An 18,890-nucleotide genomic window follows, 5' to 3' on the forward strand; every position below is an offset into this window, starting at 1 on the left:
GAACAGAGAAGTTAAGCCCACCAGCGCCGATGGTACTACGACAAGTGGGAGAGTAGGTCATCGCCGTCTTTTTAAAAAATCCCGTCCCGCCTCTGAGGCAGGACGGGATTTTTTTTATTTTTATACCCTATGAGAAAACTTGTTTTAATCTGGTGTTTCCTTATTTATGCGGCTTGTCCTCTTTTGTCCCAGGAACAGAATGATACGATTCAAACTCCGCAAATCTATTCCTGGTATGTGGACTCCATCGGTCAAACTGTACGCCATCCTATAGATACGAACCTATACGACAGCCACCGGTTCAATCAGGGACTGGGGAATATCAATCTTGGACATCTGGGTTCCCCGGTCCAACACCACCGCTTTTTCCAAAGAAAGCATACTTCTTTCTTATTTTCCGAACCTTACCAGGGTTATTTTCGAAATAACAACAATGCCCACTATTTTAAAACCAAAACCCCTTTTACTTTTCTTAAGTTTGCTACCGGCGGGCAGCAAGATACGGAGGCCCGCTTGTGGGTAAAACATACCCAGAATATAAACCAGGCCCTGAATTTGGGATTGGATATCAGTTTAATCGGCTCACAAAAGTTTTATGAAAACGATAGAAGCTTGAGAGGTAGATATTTGAATTTTTTTGGCAGCTATAAAAAAAATAATTATTCTCTGTATGGAAATATAAACCTCAATAAGATTATGTATAATGAACTGGGTGGTATCCAGAATAAGGAAGATTTTGAGCTGGTTGAACAACGCTACCTCCCGGGGAATCTTGAGGGAGCCAAAACCCTTTTAAAGGACCAGTCATTTAATCTTATCCAAAAGCTTTCATTAAAAGAAACCAGCCTTTCCGATTTGAATATTTTTGAAAAGCTCGGTCAGCGGGAAACTTTCCAGAAAACTCCTCCGGCTGAAGAGGCAGATACACTGGAAAGTGATACGACCGGACAGGGCCCCGAAGCTTTATCTCCTCAGGATACCCTACAAACCGGAAAAGAGGAGGAGGTCGGTGAAAAAAAGAAAGATACAACCCGTTTTTATGCTTATCACAGACTAACTTTTTCCAACAATGTAAAAAGTTACACCGATGAAAGTCCGCTCTCGCCTTATTATAATGAATTTCCAGTTTATATGGATTCTACGGCAACCCGGGACAGTGCAAGGCAAAGAAGTCTTCGGAACCGGTTTAAACTTGTTTATGCCAATAATTTTCTGACAGTGCACGCCGGAATGAATCACAGCTTTATCAATTATTCCTATGTTTATCCTTATCAAACACCTGATATGGCGGTAGATTATGACAGGTTATTAACCCGTAACTACAACAACCTGTCTGTTTCCGCCGGCTGGGAATTTCGGTCCGATAGCATATTTAGCCTCCGGGCAACAGGCGAGTATTATCTGCTGGGTTTTAGGGCAGGGGATTTTAACCTGCAAGGTGGACTTAATTTGGCTATTGATAACAATACCCTCGCTGTTGAAGCGGATTATAGATACCAAGAACCTGATTATTTTTATCAATACTACAATTCCAATTACTTCAGATGGGATCAAAAACTTTCGAAAACCAGCAGGTTGGATATTAAAGGACATTTTGACATAGAAAGTATAAACACCCGGCTTTCATTAAAATCGTTAATAATGAACAACTATACCTATCTGGACACCAGTTCATTGCCAGCCCAATATTCCCAAAACCTGGAATTGATTACTGCATCGGTTAGGAAAGACTTTCAGTTCTGGAAGTTTCATTCAATGAACAAATTGGTTTTTCAATATACAGATCAATACGATGTATTGGGAATTCCCAGGTTTTATCTGCATCACAGATTTGCATTCAGGCATAAATTCCACTTTGCTATCACAGGCGGGAATTTATATACCCAACTGGGATGGTCGTTGTATTATTACCCTTCCTATTATACGGATGATTACATGCCTGCCCTGGGTCTTTATCACAGGCAGAGAGATGAAAAAATAGGAGATACACCTTTATTCAATCTTTTTGCCAATTTCAGGGTAAAGCGTGTGAATATTTTTGGTAAGTTGTATCATCTGAGCAGCTTCATTCAGGAAAGAAATTATTATACTGCCCCATTGTATCCTATGTCGCCAATGATGGTAAAATTCGGAGTCTCATGGTCTTTTTATGATTAATTTTTTGATAAGATGTAATTGAATAAATATATATTCTTTTAAGTTTGCATCGTTGTTATCAAAAATTTAACTAATTTGATAAAGACTCATAATTTTCTTAAAAAAGCTGTTCCCTTTTCTCTATTGCTTTTCTTTTTATTTTCTTCTTGCCAAACGGATTCTGTAAAAGAAGAGCCTGAGAGCCGGTTAGATAAAATCCGGCAAGAAGGTAAGTTGGTTGCGATAACGGATTACAATTCTACCAACTATTTTATTTATAGAGGCAGGACAATGGGCTTTCAGTATGAATTACTGAAAAAATTTGCCAACCATCTGGATGTGGAATTGGAAATACAGGTGAATAAGGAACTTGAGAAAAGTTTTCAGCTCATGGAGGATGGAAAATGCGATGTTTTGGCCTTCAGTTTAACCATAACCGAAGCCAGGAAAAAGCGCATGGATTTTACTGTTCCGTATGCTCAGACCCGGCAGGTGCTGGTACAACGAAAGCCGGAAAACTGGCGTGAAATGTCAAAACGGGAGATTGAACGCAATCTTGTTAGAAACCAGTTGGAATTGGACAATAAAGTCATTTATGTCAGGGCGAATTCTTCCTATGTAACCCGTCTTAAAAATCTTTCGGAGGAAATCGGCGGGGGAATAAGAATCATTGAAAAGGAAAACTACTCCGAGGAACAACTTATTGCACTTGTTGCTCAGGGTGAGATAGATTATACGGTGTGTGATGAGAATGTTGCCAAAGTGAATGCAACCTATTATCCGAGGCTGGATGTGGAAACAGCCATTAGTTTTCCTCAGAATCTGGCATGGGGAGTTCCCAGGAAGGCCGATTCTCTTTTGGCTGAAGTCGATAGCTGGCTTACAGAATACAAATCCACTATTGATTATGCCATGTTATACAACAAATATTTCAGAAACAGGAAATCGGCCTTTATTCGTAAAAGCGATTATTATACAATAAGCAGCGGTAAAATTTCCCCGTATGATGACCTGATTAAAGCTTACAGTGATGAAATAGACTGGGATTGGAAGCTTTTGGCTTCTTTGATTTTTCAGGAATCCCGTTTTAATCCCACAGCCAGGTCATGGGCTGGTGCGTACGGATTAATGCAATTGATGCCTTCCGTTATAGGAAGATTCGATGTAAATAACAAGTCCTTGCCGGAACAAAATATTCGGGGCGGAGTGAATTTTCTCGAGTGGCTGGAAGAACAGGTAAAAAAACAGGGCATTAAGGATGAGGAAGAGCTGATTAAATTTGTTTTGGCCTCATATAATGTGGGTTTGGGACATGTACTTGATGCACGTAGGTTGACGGAAAAGTATAACGGGAGTCCGGACAAGTGGGAAAACGTTAAAGAATATATATTGAAGAAATCAAATCCCGAGTATTATAACGATGAAGTGGTATATTACGGTTATTGCAGGGGAATAGAAACCTATAATTACGTGGACCAGATTTTGGACCGCTACGAGCATTATAAGAATATCATTGAGGAAGGAGAGGAATAAGGATTGGCCCGGTGGTTGGGTTTTTCGTCACCGGGATTGGGGAATTATCGGGTATGGTTCAGGGACCAGACTTCAATCCTGGTTTTATATTTTGATGTAATTCAATGAATTCAGACAAAATCATAGCTGTGGCTCCCCAGATTTTAAATTGTTTGTAATGAAAATAGGGGGCTTTAATGTACCGTTCGTTTTCATAAATTTCACCATTGTAAATTATACACCCCGGCCTCGTTAGTGTTTCCAGTTTAACGGAAAATATTTCTTCCACTTCTTTATTATTTCTTTCAAAAGCAGGCTCTGAAGTTAAAGCTCCAACCACAGGATGGACGATATAATTGCTTACCGGGATTAAAAGCGGAGTTAATTTGCCTATCACTTGAATTTCATTCGCGGATACGCCGATTTCTTCATCTGTCTCTCTTAATGCAGTATAGATTAAATCCCCGTCACGGGATTCATATTTTCCACCGGGGAAACTTATTTGGCCGCTGTGAACTCCGTCATATAATGATCTCCTGATTAAGATAATATAATGTTCCTCCTCCACCGGATATAAAAGAATAAGCACTCCTGCATATTTGGCCTCCCGTTTTGAAGGGGTTTCAGGCATGTTTCTTTTCAAGGGAGCCATCTTATACTGTGCAGTTTTGCCAGGTAGCTCAGCATTCAGAATCCTCTCAAGTTTTTTGTAATACTCGGGAAATGTCATACACCCTGTCACTGTATTGATTATCCGGTAGCTCTGTTAACAAAACAAAAACGTTCCAATAAATACTCATGATTTCAAAAAGGGGCAAAATCGTTATTTCGAAATTGCCCCATATTAACCTTTATTTATAATATAAACAGATGCCGATTTTGTCTGGTTTAATGTTTTAACCCGAATAATTCTTATTCCTGTCTCCGACAGCGACTAAGGGTCACTAAAATTCTTTTCAAAAATTTAAGTTTCCCGAATCAAGTTCGGGACAGGCTACCTAAGTCGGGGTTAACCTGCATTTTATTCATTTTTATAAAAATTTATGAATAATGCAGGTTAACTTTTAAATATTGAAATTGTTGTAGTACTTTTTATATAGATTGATGTGATGGGTAGCCATGGCCTCCCAACTGTAGTGATCAACAATCAGTTTGTTGGCTTCTTTTCCTAGTTTGGCCCGGTAATCCTCATCTTTCAACAATTTGATAATGGCATCGGCAAATTCTTCAGAATCTTCCGGGTTAATCAGCATTCCGTTCTTTTCATGTGTGATCACATGTTTAATTCCTCCGTATTTTGAGGCTACAACAGGTGTTCCACAAGCCATTGCTTCCTGGGATGTCATGCCAAAAGGTTCAAAAGTGGAGGGCAGGACAAAAAGTTCTGCCTGCTGATAATATTGAACCAGTTTTTCATCGGGTACGTATCCGATGATATGGGCCCTGTCCATGTCCTTCTCTTTGATAATTTCTTTCATTTTGTTAAAGACCGACTGCTCTCTGGGTTTGGGATTTGGTGAACCCCCGCCGATTACAAGATGAATGTCGTCAATTTCTTTCCTTACCTTATCAAAGGCATATAACAGCAAATCATGCCCTTTATTGCTGTCAATGCGGCTTAAACAGAATATGTATTTATCTGGCAGATCGGTTTCTTTTTTTTGCTCTTCTTCCGTGGGTATATGATAGGTTTGAATGTTTACCCCCGGAGGTATGATTTCAATATTAGACGCATCATAATCATAGAGCTCATTGAGCTTTTCTTTCTGAGTGTTTGAAGTAAGCGTCTGGGCATTAGCCGATTTGAATAACCGGAGTTCCTCGTTGATGCGTTTTTCGAAATTAAACTTCTCTTCCATTTCTTCGGGATCTCCCCCCATCTGATCTTTTTTCCAGGCTCCTAAACTATGTGCGGTGAAGAAAACCGGCTTATTGAATGCTTTTGCCATATCCAGTGCAACAATGCCTGCATCCACATAATGCCCGTGAAATAGATCATAATCCAGATCATTGTCTTTGATAAACTGGATCATGTTATCCGATAATTCAGGCAGGACATCGTAGATAAATTCTTTGGGAATAAACTCCCAGGGCCCGGCCGGTATTCTGATAACCCTGACATTGGGATGTCCGGGCACCGGATCGATTTGTTTTCTGGATTCATCAAACCACCGGGTATAGATGTCGACTTTATAGCCTTTTTTTCCCAAAGCTTTTGATAATTCCAATACGTAAACCACCTGACCTCCGGTATCGGTTTGTCCAAGCTGAGGTACAGGATCAAAATAGCCATGGGTACTGAGCATTGCAATGCGGTTGATATCTTTTTGTTGGTTCATATGTTTAAGTTTTTAGTTCATAATCCTTTGAAATGACTAAGTCGGCTTTTTTACTTTGTCTGGTAATGATTTCATGCTCAATTTTTAGTATTTTTTCCAGAAATTCATCCTGCTTTTCACGGCTCCTTTCAGCTCTGGTTTCTTTGGTATCGAAATAGTTCCGGGCAATGAACACCCTTTTGTGTGCATTGTTAAGCGCAGTTGTATAGGTTCCTTCAGCAATAACTACTTTTATTCCTTCCAGATTGACCGTTTCCTTTTCTATTTTGTCTTCCTCGAAAAAAACAAGGGGCTTTTCAATATTGTTTTTGCCTTCAATGGCATCTTTAAGGTTCTGATCCAACAGATCAAGCTTTACTTCGGAAGTTCCTACATGATTGATGTCTTTTTCACGCATTTTCGCATTGCTCTTCGGGGGATAATGAAAGTAGTCATCCTGCTGAAAGATAAAAGATCTGATCCCCTGCTTTTCCAATTCCTGTTTTAAACTTTCAGCGGTTTCGGATTTTCCGCTACCCGATTCACCGGCAATGGTAATGGCATATCTACTCTTGGTTTCTTTGATTTCGGGTAAAACCACTTCTGCCACCTGCCTGGCTGCCCTAATGTGGTGTTCTTTGATAACTAGCTTATCACCTCTCATAATTGTTATATTTTGGGTTATTATTTCATGCTTAAAAGTCCCTGTTTGATCGAAATGGTTCCAAAAGTACAAAATCTGAAAGAAAAATGTAATGAAGACTTGGATTTTACCCCGAATTATTCAAGAATAATTCTGAGGCTATTGAAAACCCTGGCTATTGCGAATCATTCGGGTTAGTTGAATCGAATGGTTTTGATCGGGTTTATCTTAGCAATAAGATATGACGGAATCACCAGCATTAAAACGGTGACGAGCAAACTTCCAATATTGAGCAGCAAAATGTGCATAATGTTTAGGTTAATGGGTACGGCTTCAAGATAGTAACTGGCAGTATCCAGTTTGGCCAATCCCAATTCTTGTTGAATCAGGCACAGGGATATCCCGATCAGATTCCCCCAGAGCAGACCTTTTCCTATAAGAAAAGAAGAAAGATAGAGAAAAATCTTTCGAATGTTCCAGTTCCTTGAACCCATAGCTTTGAATAAGCCAATCATATTGGTTCGCTCCAGGATAAGGATCAGGAGTCCGGAAATCATGTTGAAACCGGCTACCAAAAGCATCAGTATCAGAATGACCCATACGTTAATGTCGGTAACATTCAGCCAGTCAAATATCTGGGGGTGCGTTTCGGTAACGCTTTCTACCTTCAGTTTTGTCCCGTCCGATAAAACCTGATAGGTGTAATTGTTTCTAATGAAAGAAGTTATTTCAGGTATTTTGTTGAACTCTTCAATCAGCACTTCAAATCCGCTCACCTGATTTTCCTGCCAGTTGTTAAGACTCTGTACGTGTTTGATATCTCCCAAAATATAGCGTTTGTCAAATTCCTGAAGACCCGTATCATAAATGCCCGCTATTTGAAACCTGCGCATTCTGGGAGGATCTTCCACGAAATACATGCCTATATAATCGCTGGTGTCCAGTTTCAACAAATCAGCCATGTACTTTGAAATGAGAATGTTGTTTGTAGTAGAGGTATCCGAAATCTGAATGACCTCGCCTTTCACAATGTTTTTCCGAAAGAAGTTCAGGTTGAATTCGGAATCCACTCCTTTCAGAACCGCACCCTGAATGTTGTCTTTGGTTTTCAGAATACCTGCCTTGATGCCAAAAACCTGTATGTGTTCTATACCGGAAATTGAATCAAGACCGGGATAGAAAGGCTGGTTTTTATCTACCGGAACTGTTTCAAAGGAGGTGTTGGTATCATGGTTGACGATCTTTATGTGGGAGCCAAAGCCTATGATTTTTTCTCTTATCTCCGATTTGAAACCGGTTACGATAGCCACAGACAGAATCATAACGGCTAAGCCCAAAGAGATGCCTACTACGGCAATGGAAACAATGGGCTTGGAAATTTTTTTGTCATCCGATTTCTCCGAATATAACCGCTTTGCTATGTATAACTCTGTGTTCAATGCAGCATCCGTTTTCCGCAAATGTATCAAAATTATCTTGTTTCTCTTTTGTTTTACGTAACAAAGTGTGTTTCGAACCATATATTTGGCGGGGAATTTTTATATTTATGCATTTAAAAACGATCTATTATGCGACATTTAACAGCAGTTTCACTCTTGATTCTAATCGGTATTGTTTCTTGCTCTACCCAATCAGCTAACCAGGAAGGAATTATAACAGGTTCTGAACGCACGGGTTTTTATATTCCCAAGCTGGAGGATAAAAGCGTTGCCCTCGTGGCCAATCATACGTCACTGGTCGATTCGGTCCATCTGGTGGATACTTTGCTTTCCCAGGGAATTCAGATAAAGAAAATATTCAGCCCGGAGCATGGATTCAGGGGCGATGCCGGAGCGGGTGAAGGAGTGAAAAGCTATCGGGATGAAAAAACCGGTTTGCCTGTAATTTCTCTTTATGGAGACAAAAAGAAGCCAGATCCCGATGATTTGAAGGATGTGGATGTTGTTGTTTTTGATATCCAGGATGTTGGAGTGCGTTTTTATACATATATTTCGACCATGCATTATGTGATGGAAACATGTGCGGAAACCGGGACTGAATTCATGGTATTGGACCGGCCCAATCCCAACGGCTTTTATGTTGACGGACCGATCCTGGATACACAGTACCGGTCCTTCGTAGGGATGCATCGCATACCTATTGTACATGGTATGACCATTGCAGAACTGGCCAGGATGATCAATCAGGAAGGATGGCTGGAAGATGGAAAGAAATGCGATTATGAATGGGTATCCTGTAAAAATTATACCCACGATTCACTCTATGAACTTCCCGTGAAACCTTCTCCCAATTTGCCCAATATGAGAAGCATATATCTGTACCCTTCTCTTTGTTTGTTTGAGGGTACCATAATGAGTGTAGGAAGGGGCACCGATTTTCCTTTCCAGGTTTTTGGTCATCCCGACATGAAAAATGCTGAAATGGAATTCACTCCCCGGTCTATTCCAGGAGCCAGCACAAATCCCAAATATAAAGGTCAGCACTGCGGGGGTATTGATTTGAGAGATTATCCGCTTGATTCTTTATTGCATAAACCCCGGATCAGGTTGAGCTGGCTTATGTTTGCCCATAGAAATACCCCCACGGATGAGTTTTTTCGTCCCTATTTCAAAAAATTAGCGGGAAATGATGAGTTATTGGAACAGATCAAAAACGGGAAATCCATTCAGGAAATAAGAGCGGGTTGGGAAGATGGATTGGAGCAGTTCATGAACAAGCGCCAACAATATCTGATTTATGAAGATTTTACCGGAGACACCCCGGAGCAATAGGGGAAGTGTTTTTTGCTTCTCAAAACATTTTGTACTTTGAAAGATTTTTCCGAAACAATACATTGCTGATGCGTATTATTAATATTTACAAAGGAAGTCCTTATGAGTAAGTTGTCTCCGGATAAATATTTTAAGTCATTGAGCAAACTCTATATAAACCTTATTTTCATACAATTGGTTTTTATACTGATGGCCCTGTATTTACGAACCGAACAGTTTGTTGGCCATGAATTCGGTGATTTTGAGTTTTTTAAAATCATTGTTCCTTTGTTTGCAGGAGTGGGAATATATGAAGGCAACGTTTTATACAAACGAAGGATCAAAGAAGCGAGGAAAAAGCCTACATTGGCAGAGAAACTGGCAGATTACCGCCTGGGGCTCATATTGCGCTATATTTTATGGATTGCCCCTTCACTATTTGCCATAGCTGCTTATTTTCTGACCGGAACCTGGATATATCTGGCCATATCGGGGCTGATCATATTGGTTTTCTTAATTAACCGCCCGGGGATGGATAAAACAAAGGAAGACCTCGGACTTTAGTAAACCGAGAGACCATTTCTTTTGGAGTAAGTCCTAAGTTTGCCCGATTGGTTTTAATTAGAGTCTGTCTATAATATCCGCTGGCGGCGTTACGCTCGTTTTTCATGCCAGTCGATTACATTAAGTAAACTCCTGGCATTCAAAACTCGCAAGCCTTGCCAGCGAACATTCCAGACGAGACTCTTTCAATTCTTCTTGACTTTATGGACAAACACTAATTAATTCGGGCTCTGTAATACATAACCTGCCGAAGCTACTGTCTGTTTCTATATTCTGAGACGGGCTGTTCGACCGTTCTTCCCGGATAAGCCTTTAATGCTTCCTCAAGTGTTTCCATGGCGTTTTTAAGGTCGTCGATGTTGAGCACATAGGCAATACGGGCTTCGTTCCTGCCCAGCCCCGGAGATGAATAGAAACCGGAAGCGGGAGCGATCATTACGGTTTGATTTTTATGGTGAAAATCATTCAACATCCATTGCGCGAATCGTTCGGTATCATCCACAGGAAGTTTCACCACCGTATAAAAAGCGCCTTTGGGCATGGGAGAATATACACCTTCCATTTTGTTTAACCGCTCCACCATAAAGTTTCTGCGTTCGATGTATTCATTATACACCTCATCAAAGTATTCGTCAGGGGTGTCCAGTGCAGCTTCACCTGCTATCTGGCCAAATGCCGGAGGACATAGTCTGGCCTGTGCAAGTTTCATGGAATTGGCAATGATATCCTTGTTTTTAGATATCAGGGCGCCGATGCGTGCACCACACATGCTGTATCTCTTGGAGACGGAATCTATTAACACAACATTGTTTTGGATTCCTTTTAGATGCATGGCCGATATGTGCGCTTTTCCATCATAGCAGAATTCCCGGTACACTTCATCGGAAAAGAGAAAGAGATCGTGACGCTGGACAAGGGTTTTCAGTTTTTGCATTTCTCCTTCAGAATACAAATATCCTGTGGGATTGTTGGGATTACAGATCACGATCCCCTTGGTTTTTTGCGTGATCAGTTTCTCAAATTCTTCAATCGAAGGAAGCGCAAAATCATGCTGTATGGACGAAGTCACAGGCTTAACATTGACCCCGGCTGTTATGGCGAAACCATTGTAATTGGCATAGAAAGGTTCCGGTATGATTATTTCATCGCCGTGGTTCAAACATGTATTAAAAGCAAAAAGCACAGCTTCTGAGCCTCCTGTGGTTATTAACATATCGTTATGATCTATGTCAATGCCTTGATTTTGATAATATCCGGCAAGCTTTTTCCGGTAAGACTCATTCCCCGCCGAATGGGTGTATTCCACCACCTTAATATCCGTATTTTTAACGGCATTCAACGCCTCTTTGGGTGTCGCAATATCAGGCTGACCAATATTTAAATGGTATACTTTTCTGCCTTTCTTTTTTGCGGCTTCTGCATAAGGTACCAATTTTCTGATCGGAGACTCAGGCATCAGATTGGCTTTATTCGAAATTTCGGGCATGAGCGTATGGGCTTTTTTTATTCTTTACTGGCTGTGCTCTCTGTTACTACTTTCCCTTTAATTCTTAATAATAAGGGAGAATTCTTTGCATTGGAATAAACCCTGATGGATTTGGAAAAATTGCCTTTGATCCGCGTATTGTATTTTACTTCAATGCTTGCGGTGTCACTTGGATTAATGGGCTCTTTGGGCCACGAAGGGGTGGTGCAGCCACAGGAAGCCCTTACCTTGGTCAATAGCAGAGGCTCCTGACCCTTGTTTTCAAATTTAAAGCGGCATGTACCATCTCCCTTGTAATTAATTTCCCCGTAATTATAGGTTTTCTTTTCGAATTCGATGACGGGTTTGTTTTCCTTTTCTCCGGATGCATTATCGGTGCCCTGTGCGAAACTTGTTGATACGGCAAAAACGATCAATAAAGATAATAAAGCTGTTCGTTTCATAGAATCTTTGATTTTAGTTTACAAATATAATTCTACGTAAGCAATTATAATATGTTTTATATTATTAAAATGATTTTTTAAGAACTTTCCCCAATGAAATCTGCTTGTTTAGAGATTAATTTATAATTTTACGCGATTTTTAAATTTATAACGCCGCTGAGATTATGGATATTGCAAAGAAATATGATCCTTCGAAAGTTGAGCAGAAATGGTATCAGTATTGGATGGATAAAGAATTTTTTCATTCCGAACCGGATGAACGCGAACCTTACACCATTGTAATCCCGCCTCCTAATGTGACAGGCGTATTGCATATGGGACATATTCTGAACAATACCATTCAGGATATTCTTATCCGGCGTGCAAGAATGCTTGGTAAAAATGCGTGTTGGGTTCCGGGTACCGACCATGCCTCTATTGCCACAGAGGCTAAAGTGGTGGCTAAACTCAAAAAAGAAGGCATTGATAAATATTCTCTTACCAGGGAAGAATTTCTGAAGCATGCCTGGGAATGGAAAGAAAAACATGGGGGAATTATACTCGAGCAGTTGAAGAAGCTGGGGGCCTCATGTGACTGGAATCGCACCAAGTTCACCATGGATGACGATATGTATGAAAGCGTCATTAAAGTCTTTATTGATCTTTATGAAAAAGGTTATGTTTACAGGGGTGTGCGGATGGTTAACTGGGACCCTGAAGCGAAAACAGCCATTTCTGACGAAGAAGTGGATTATAAAGAAGTCCAGTCAAAACTATATTATATAAAGTATCCTGTTGACGGGACGGATGAATTTATTGAAATTGCCACCACCCGGCCTGAGACCATACTTGGTGATACCGCTGTTTGTGTAAATCCCGGTGATACCAGGTATACCCATCTACAAGGCAAAGAAGTCATCGTTCCTGTGATTAACAGGAAGGTTCCTTTAATAGTGGATGACTATGTAGATATGGAGTTTGGCTCCGGCGCCTTAAAAATTACTCCGGCTCACGATGAAAACGACTATGAAATTGGCCTTCGGCATAACCTTAAAACCATTGATATATTCAATGACGATGGCACACTGAATGAAAATGCCGAAATTCATATTGGTGAGGATCGCTTTGAAGCAAGGGATAACTTTGTCAGGGACCTGGAAAATGAAGGCTATCTGATTAAGGAGGAAGATTATACCAATAGCATCGGCTTTTCAGAACGAACCGATGCGGTGATCGAACCCAAGCTTTCCACACAATGGTTCTGCCGGATGAAAGAAATGGCAAAGCCGGCCCTCGAAAATGTGATCAATGATAACATCCGTTTTCATCCTTCCAAATTCAAAAATATTTACAAGCATTGGATGGAAAACATTAAGGATTGGTGTATTTCCAGGCAATTGTGGTGGGGCCAGCGGATACCTGCTTATTATCTTCCCGATGGCAATTATGTAGTAGCAGAAAATGAAACCGAAGCGCTGAAAAAAGCCAAAGAGAAAACGGACAATTATGAATTGACCGTAAATGATCTGAAACAGGACCCGGATGTGCTCGACACGTGGTTCTCTTCATGGCTGTGGCCCATATCTGTATTCGACGGCATAAGAAATCCGGATAACGAGGATATCAATTATTATTATCCCACCGATGACCTGGTAACCGCACCGGAAATCCTCTTCTTTTGGGTAGCCAGGATGATCATGGCCGGTTATGAGTACAGAGGTAAAAAGCCTTTTGGGAATGTGTATCTTACAGGTGTTGTCAGGGACAATCAGAGAAGGAAAATGTCTAAATCCCTGGGCAATTCACCCGATCCGCTTCGTTTGATCAATCAGTACGGGGCTGATGGAGTACGTGTGGGTATGCTGCTTTGCTCCCCGGCAGGAAACGATTTGCTTTTCGATGAAAGCCTGACCGAACAGGGCCGAAATTTCGGCAATAAGATATGGAATGCTTTCCGGCTGGTGAAAAACTGGAATGTGGATGAAAACATTGATCAGCCTGCACATTCCGCGGAAGCCATCGATTGGTTCAGGAACCGGTTGAATAAAGCCATCGGCGAACTCGATGAGCAATATGCCAAATTCAGGCTTTCCGATGCTTTGATGAATTTATACAGATTGTTCTGGGATGAATTTTCCTCCTGGTACCTGGAGATCGTTAAACCCGGATATCAGCAGCCTGTGGACAAGAAAACCTTTGAGGCTACACTATCCTTTTTTGAGCAGCTTATGGTGCTGTTGCATCCCATTATGCCTTTTATTACGGAGGAAATATGGCAGTTGATTTATGACAGGGGAAGCGATGAAAGCATTATGGTTACGGAAGTGCCACGAAAAGGACCCTCTGATGCGGAGCTGCTCACTTCCTTTGAAAAGGTTAAGGAGCTGATCACTTCAGTCAGAAATATCCGAAAAGATAAGGAAATTCCCAATAAAGAGGCGCTTTCCCTTAAAGTGAACGGAGAGCATATGGCCAAATATGATCCCATTGTACGAAAAATGGCCAATATCGATCATATTGAAGGAATCTCAGGCAAGCCGGATAATGCTGTTTCTTTTATGGTAGGAACCACTGAATATTATATTCCGGTGGAGAATTTGCTTGATAAAGAGGAGGAAATCAAAAAACTGGAAGAGGAGTTGGAATATACCCGGGGTTTCTTGCAATCCGTTTTGAAAAAGCTCGATAATGAACAATTCGTCCGCAATGCACCGGAAAAAGTGATTGATCGTGAACGTAAGAAGAAAGAGGATGCTGAGCAGAAGATAAAAACCCTCGAGGAACGAATCAGCAGTTTAAAGGGGTGATCGGAAGGAACACCAATTTATCCCGGTCAGCGGTTATGCTGAGGTGAAAATCCAAAGTACCTGTCAAACGATTTTAAAGAGTTTATCCGCTTTCATGGATTTTTTCCCGAAGAAATGCACAACAAGGAACATTAAGAGTAATCCGGCCGGGAAAGTAAAGTAGGCGGGTATTCCATAGGCCGAAGGTATGGTGCCGATTCCCGTGGCAATTCCCCCGACTGTCAAGGCATAGGGCAGCTGGGTGCGCACGTGGTCAATGTGATTGCAGGAACTAGCCAGGGAGCTGAGAATGGTTGTGTCCGAGATGGGCGAGCAGTGGTCGCCCATAACAGAACCGGCAAGCACACAGGAAACCACATTATAAAATATCGACAGGGACATGGCCTTTTCCAGTCCGGCTTCTTGCGCAATAAGCCATGAAGCAGGCAATATCAACGGATAAAGGATGGCCATTGTCCCCCATGATGAGCCTGTTGAGAAAGCTACCAGGGCAGCAAGGATAAAGGTCAGGGCCGGAACCAGAAATGGTGCCAGGTTGATGCTTACAAGCGTTTGGGAGATAAAATCGGCCGTATGCAAATGTTTGGTGAGTAATGCCAGCGACCAGGCCAGTACAAGGATGATAATGGCGGTTAACATGGTTTTAAATCCATCGATAAGGGTTTCGACGGCTTTTTTCAGATTCAGCAATTTTTTTGTTATGGTAAGTACCAGTGCTATAATAACCCCTAAAATAGAAGACCACAATAAAGCTTTAAATGAATCCGAATTTCCGATGATAACGGAAATTTTCTTGGAAAATGTGAGTTCCGGATCTCCCCAGATCTGCGGGTCCCATCCCGTATAAAGCAAACCGATAAAGGTGCCGAAAATCACAATTGCTACAGGTATAACCGCATTATACGCCCTGGGTTTGATATGTTCAGGGATGTCTATTTCGTTTTCCTGACTGTTGTTGTTCTTTTCATCATCCCGGATGATCTTCCCTGTTCGTGCCCTTTGTTCAGCCCGGAACATGGGTCCGAAATCCCGCCCTTTATAGGTGAGCATTAAAATAAATAATAGGGCGAATATGGGGTAGAAGGAGTAAGCAAGCGAATTAATGAATACATTATATGGACTTTGATCCAGCCCCAGTGTATTGATGCCGTCCTGTATATAGCTGAGCTCCGCTCCGATCCAGGTTGTCACAAAGGCGATGGCAGCAATGGGTGCCGCAGTGGAGTCAACAATATAGGCCAGTTTTTCCCGTGAGATCTTTAAACGGTCGGTTACAGGACGCATGGTATTTCCCACCACCAGCGTATTGGCATAGTCATCAAAGAAAATGGCCATGCCCAGAAGCCAGGTGACGAATTGCCCCGAACGGGCACTTTTGGCATATTTTGAGAGAATTTTCACAACCCCTTTCATGCCTCCGTTTTTGGTGATGATACCCACCATTCCACCAATAAGCATTGAAAAGACAATGATCGAAAGATGCTCTTCATTCCCCAGAGATTGCAGTACGTAAGTGTCGGGTATGGCAAATATACCTTTGAAAAAAGCCGAAAAAATCCCTGCACCCTGATGTGCATAAATGGTAGTGGTTCCTAAAAGAATGCCGATAAAAAGGGCCGAATACACTTCTTTAAAAATAAGGGCAAATAAAATGGCGACCAGCGGCGGGATGATGGAGAACCACAAAGGAATGGGGTTGATATGGGTCTGGTATTCAAAATCCTGATAATTAATGGTAAAATCGGTTTCTTTGGTAAATTTCCGGGAAAAGGTGGCGTTACCTTTTGTGATCTCTACCGGTACAGGCTGACCGTTAACCTGTAAGGAAATTTTTTTCCCCTCATAAACTTCCCGGAATTCCTCGCTCCGGAATTGGAGGGTGATCTCGTGCTCAATATTCCTGACAATGATGTCCGTATGTTCAACCCGGATATCTTTCGGGTTAATAGTGATTTCAGGGGAAACACTTGAGTGGCTAAATACAGATGGGGTATAAAACAAAGTCAGAAAAAGAAGCAAAACTGGCCCAATAAGAGACTTCCCTTTCATGAGTAGCGATTTTGAATAAGCATCGAATGTAATTAAAATAATTTATTTCGTTATTAACATAATTTAAAAATTTAATTTTTGAAATGAAGCAAAAATTGTTGTAATTTGATAGGTGTTAAATTTTTGTACTATGCAGATTCATTATGATTTTTTCAGAGTAGAAAACGATAATATGACGCCCGCACGGGGCCGTATATTGATCTCAGAGCCATTGCTCAATGACTCCTATTTTAAGCGTTCTGTGGTGCTGCTTACAGAACATTCTGAAAACGGATCTGTAGGATTCGTATTGAATAAGCCCATTGATATATCCATCACCGAGGTTATCGAGGATTTTCCCTCTTTTGATACCACTTTGTATGTTGGCGGCCCGGTGGGTAAAGATACGGTACACTATATTCATACCTTGGGAGAACTTATACCCAACTCGGTTCAAGTTAAGGATGGCATCTATTGGGGCGGGGATTTTGAGCAGGTGAAGGAATACATCAGGGAAGGGTTAATACAACCCTCACAAATCCGCTTTTTCCTGGGGTATTCAGGTTGGAACCCTCAACAACTGGAAGGAGAAATAGAAAATAATGCATGGCTGGTGTCTGAAGTGGATGGTTCAAAAATCATGAAGCCCGATGAAAATATGTGGGAAAAAATACTTCGGAGTCTCGGCAGTCATTATAAAAGCTGGACCAATTGCCCTGAAAATCCCACCCTCAACTAATCGATGCGGGTTTTTTCATTGAGCAGGTTTGCCATTTTTTTAGCAGTATTTTTAAAATACCTTTTTTGCCTTATTCCTCCTACCCATTGAATTCCGTCAATGCTATTGGTCAGAAACATCTCATCGGCATCCGTGAGGTCTTCAAATGACACCGGATGTTGACGGGACATCTTATATCCAAGATGATGGGCAAAATCAAAAATGTGCTTCCTGATAATTCCTTCCTTACAGCCTGATTTTAAAGGCGGTGTTTTGACCACATTTTTTCTGACCAGAAAAATGTTCGAGCCGGGAGCTTCAATTATTTCATTGTTTTGGTTGACCAGAAGGCAATCATCCAGATCATGTTCTCTCTTGAAATTCCCTGCCAGTATATAAAACAAGGCATCTGTGCTATTAAGATTGGAAAGCGGCGTAATGGGCTTTTTCAGATTCTGGAAAACATCGACGATCAGTCCTTTTTTGTTTAATGTATAGATATCGGTTTCCAGTTTTTCGCTTTCAATGAAGTAAGAACAGGAATTGGTATTGGGGGTGTACTGTCCTCCGCCATTCCTGAATACTGTAACCCTTGCCTTCGCCCCTTTGAGGTGTTTGTTTTTGTTCAGCAGCTTAACGATCTCCTGTTGAATGCGATGGTTGCTGATAGGAGGAGGAATTTCCATGTTCAGGTAATTCATGTTTTTTATGAGCCGTTCCATGTGGTCCTGAAAAAACTGTAGGGTGGTACCGTTGGCATGCATCACTTCATACAAGGCATCTCCATACCTGAATCCCCTGTTACCGGCGGAGAATACGGGTTCTTTCGCATCAAGGTATTGACCGTTCAGGTTGATGTATTGATCCATAATCTATTGTTAGAACACTTGACTGAAGAAATATCTTATTAAACTTGGTTCCAGCAAAATGGGATAAATGAATCCGAATATCGCCCCGATAAAGTGGGCGTCATGATTTACGTTACCGCCACTTTTTTTGCGCATATACTGACTATAAACAAGATATAGCACACCAAAAACAATGGCCGGAATGGGAATGATTCCCATCAGCAAAAGCGTGTTCCGTGGTGAAAAGAGAATAAATGCAAAAACAACTGCAGAAACTGCTCCGGAAGCACCGATGGCGTTGTAGTTGTAATTGTCTTTATATTTTCTGATGGTTGAAATGGTGGATATCATCATGCCAATAAAGTATAGCATCAAAAAGTGAAGGGTTGAATTGCCGAGCATGCCTTTGCTCTCCAGAATCTCAAACCGGTTTTCCACGGCGCTTCCGAATGAGAAAAGTACAATCATATTCACCAGCAGATGGATCCAGTCGGCATGAAGAAATCCATGGGTGACGATCCTGTGAAACTGATTTCTGTGGTGAATGAGATAGGGATTCAATTGCAGGCGCTCAAAAATATTGTCTTTTTGAAAAGCCAGAATCGAAATTCCAACTGTTATGGCTATAATAATGGGAGTGATCATACGCTTTCAAATT

At 41.3% G+C, this 18,890-nt stretch carries 15 protein-coding genes; 6 read left to right on the top strand and 9 right to left on the bottom strand.

Annotated elements, in window-relative coordinates; genetic code table 11:
- The first annotated feature begins 129 nt into the window (after positions 1-129).
- Both KGY70_02400 and KGY70_02405 read left to right on the top strand, forming a co-directional pair.
- Positions 130-2,157, top strand: a complete 2,028-nt coding sequence (locus KGY70_02400; protein MBS3774014.1) for a hypothetical protein — start codon at positions 130-132, stop codon at positions 2,155-2,157.
- 213 nt (positions 2,158-2,370) lie between these two features.
- A complete protein-coding gene (locus tag KGY70_02405) occupies positions 2,371-3,669 on the top strand; it encodes a transporter substrate-binding domain-containing protein (GenBank protein MBS3774015.1) in 1,299 nt (432 codons plus the stop codon).
- Positions 3,670-3,727: 58 nt separating this feature from the next.
- On the opposite strand, the gene KGY70_02410 is transcribed toward KGY70_02405, so the two are convergent.
- From KGY70_02410 to KGY70_02425, 4 genes are all read right to left on the bottom strand, one after another.
- Positions 3,728-4,378 carry a CoA pyrophosphatase gene (locus KGY70_02410; protein ID MBS3774016.1) on the bottom strand — a complete coding sequence of 217 codons (651 nt, stop codon included), beginning with the start codon at positions 4,376-4,378 and terminating at the stop codon, positions 3,728-3,730.
- Between the two features lie 334 nt (positions 4,379-4,712).
- The gene (locus KGY70_02415; protein MBS3774017.1) at positions 4,713-5,987 is read right to left on the bottom strand and encodes a glycosyltransferase; all 1,275 of its coding nucleotides are present in this window, start codon (positions 5,985-5,987) and stop codon (positions 4,713-4,715) included.
- Between the two features lie 4 nt (positions 5,988-5,991).
- Positions 5,992-6,630: a zeta toxin family protein gene (locus tag KGY70_02420; protein MBS3774018.1), complete on the bottom strand. Its 639-nt coding sequence runs from the start codon at positions 6,628-6,630 to the stop codon at positions 5,992-5,994.
- Positions 6,631-6,803: 173 nt separating this feature from the next.
- Positions 6,804-8,048, bottom strand: coding sequence for an ABC transporter permease (locus KGY70_02425; GenBank protein MBS3774019.1), 1,245 nt, complete (start codon positions 8,046-8,048; stop codon positions 6,804-6,806).
- 129 nt (positions 8,049-8,177) lie between these two features.
- Between KGY70_02425 and KGY70_02430 the strand changes: the two genes are divergently transcribed.
- Complete coding sequence (locus KGY70_02430) at positions 8,178-9,380, top strand: DUF1343 domain-containing protein (protein MBS3774020.1); 1,203 nt, start codon at positions 8,178-8,180, stop codon at positions 9,378-9,380.
- A gap of 102 nt (positions 9,381-9,482) precedes the next feature.
- Entirely contained in the window at positions 9,483-9,923 is a 441-nt protein-coding gene (locus KGY70_02435) for a hypothetical protein (GenBank protein ID MBS3774021.1), read from the top strand.
- A gap of 253 nt (positions 9,924-10,176) precedes the next feature.
- Here KGY70_02435 and KGY70_02440 read toward each other — a convergent pair whose 3' ends face one another.
- A complete protein-coding gene (locus KGY70_02440) occupies positions 10,177-11,409 on the bottom strand; it encodes a pyridoxal phosphate-dependent aminotransferase (GenBank protein MBS3774022.1) in 1,233 nt (410 codons plus the stop codon).
- A 17-nt stretch (positions 11,410-11,426) separates the two neighbouring features.
- Positions 11,427-11,852: a DUF1573 domain-containing protein gene (locus KGY70_02445; protein MBS3774023.1), complete on the bottom strand. Its 426-nt coding sequence runs from the start codon at positions 11,850-11,852 to the stop codon at positions 11,427-11,429.
- A gap of 164 nt (positions 11,853-12,016) precedes the next feature.
- On the opposite strand from KGY70_02445, the gene KGY70_02450 reads away from it, so the two are divergent.
- On the top strand, positions 12,017-14,638 hold the full coding sequence (locus KGY70_02450; GenBank protein MBS3774024.1) for a valine--tRNA ligase: 2,622 nt from the start codon (positions 12,017-12,019) through the stop codon (positions 14,636-14,638).
- 63 nt (positions 14,639-14,701) lie between these two features.
- Here the strand turns inward: KGY70_02450 and KGY70_02455 are convergent, their stop codons facing one another.
- Entirely contained in the window at positions 14,702-16,687 is a 1,986-nt protein-coding gene (locus tag KGY70_02455; protein ID MBS3774025.1) for a Na+/H+ antiporter NhaC family protein, read from the bottom strand.
- Between the two features lie 130 nt (positions 16,688-16,817).
- Between KGY70_02455 and KGY70_02460 the strand changes: the two genes are divergently transcribed.
- On the top strand, positions 16,818-17,405 hold the full coding sequence (locus KGY70_02460) for a YqgE/AlgH family protein (GenBank protein ID MBS3774026.1): 588 nt from the start codon (positions 16,818-16,820) through the stop codon (positions 17,403-17,405).
- Here the strand turns inward: KGY70_02460 and KGY70_02465 are convergent.
- Both KGY70_02465 and KGY70_02470 read right to left on the bottom strand, forming a co-directional pair.
- Positions 17,402-18,253: an aminotransferase class IV family protein gene (locus KGY70_02465; GenBank protein MBS3774027.1), complete on the bottom strand. Its 852-nt coding sequence runs from the start codon at positions 18,251-18,253 to the stop codon at positions 17,402-17,404. The two genes, KGY70_02460 and KGY70_02465, sit on opposite strands and share 4 nt — an antisense overlap.
- Positions 18,254-18,262: 9 nt before the next feature.
- Entirely contained in the window at positions 18,263-18,877 is a 615-nt protein-coding gene (locus tag KGY70_02470) for a rhomboid family intramembrane serine protease (GenBank protein MBS3774028.1), read from the bottom strand.
- Between the last annotated feature and the right edge of the window lie 13 nt (positions 18,878-18,890).

The sequence above is a fragment of the Bacteroidales bacterium genome (genome assembly GCA_018334875.1).
GTDB lineage: Bacteria > Bacteroidota > Bacteroidia > Bacteroidales > UBA12077 > JAGXLC01.

What these genes read in the sequence shown, in the direction of transcription:
- KGY70_02400 (MBS3774014.1), top strand. Translation starts at nt 130, where the DNA reads ATGAGAAAACTTGTTTTAATCTGGTGTTTCCTTATTTATGCGGCTTGT.
- KGY70_02410 (MBS3774016.1), bottom strand. Translation starts at nt 4,378, where the DNA reads ATGACATTTCCCGAGTATTACAAAAAACTTGAGAGGATTCTGAATGCT.
- KGY70_02415 (MBS3774017.1), bottom strand. Translation starts at nt 5,987, where the DNA reads ATGAACCAACAAAAAGATATCAACCGCATTGCAATGCTCAGTACCCAT.
- KGY70_02420 (MBS3774018.1), bottom strand. Translation starts at nt 6,630, where the DNA reads ATGAGAGGTGATAAGCTAGTTATCAAAGAACACCACATTAGGGCAGCC.
- KGY70_02430 (MBS3774020.1), top strand. Translation starts at nt 8,178, where the DNA reads ATGCGACATTTAACAGCAGTTTCACTCTTGATTCTAATCGGTATTGTT.
- KGY70_02435 (MBS3774021.1), top strand. Translation starts at nt 9,483, where the DNA reads ATGAGTAAGTTGTCTCCGGATAAATATTTTAAGTCATTGAGCAAACTC.
- KGY70_02440 (MBS3774022.1), bottom strand. Translation starts at nt 11,409, where the DNA reads ATGCCCGAAATTTCGAATAAAGCCAATCTGATGCCTGAGTCTCCGATC.
- KGY70_02445 (MBS3774023.1), bottom strand. Translation starts at nt 11,852, where the DNA reads ATGAAACGAACAGCTTTATTATCTTTATTGATCGTTTTTGCCGTATCA.
- KGY70_02450 (MBS3774024.1), top strand. Translation starts at nt 12,017, where the DNA reads ATGGATATTGCAAAGAAATATGATCCTTCGAAAGTTGAGCAGAAATGG.
- KGY70_02455 (MBS3774025.1), bottom strand. Translation starts at nt 16,687, where the DNA reads ATGAAAGGGAAGTCTCTTATTGGGCCAGTTTTGCTTCTTTTTCTGACT.
- KGY70_02460 (MBS3774026.1), top strand. Translation starts at nt 16,818, where the DNA reads ATGCAGATTCATTATGATTTTTTCAGAGTAGAAAACGATAATATGACG.
- KGY70_02465 (MBS3774027.1), bottom strand. Translation starts at nt 18,253, where the DNA reads ATGGATCAATACATCAACCTGAACGGTCAATACCTTGATGCGAAAGAA.
- KGY70_02470 (MBS3774028.1), bottom strand. Translation starts at nt 18,877, where the DNA reads ATGATCACTCCCATTATTATAGCCATAACAGTTGGAATTTCGATTCTG.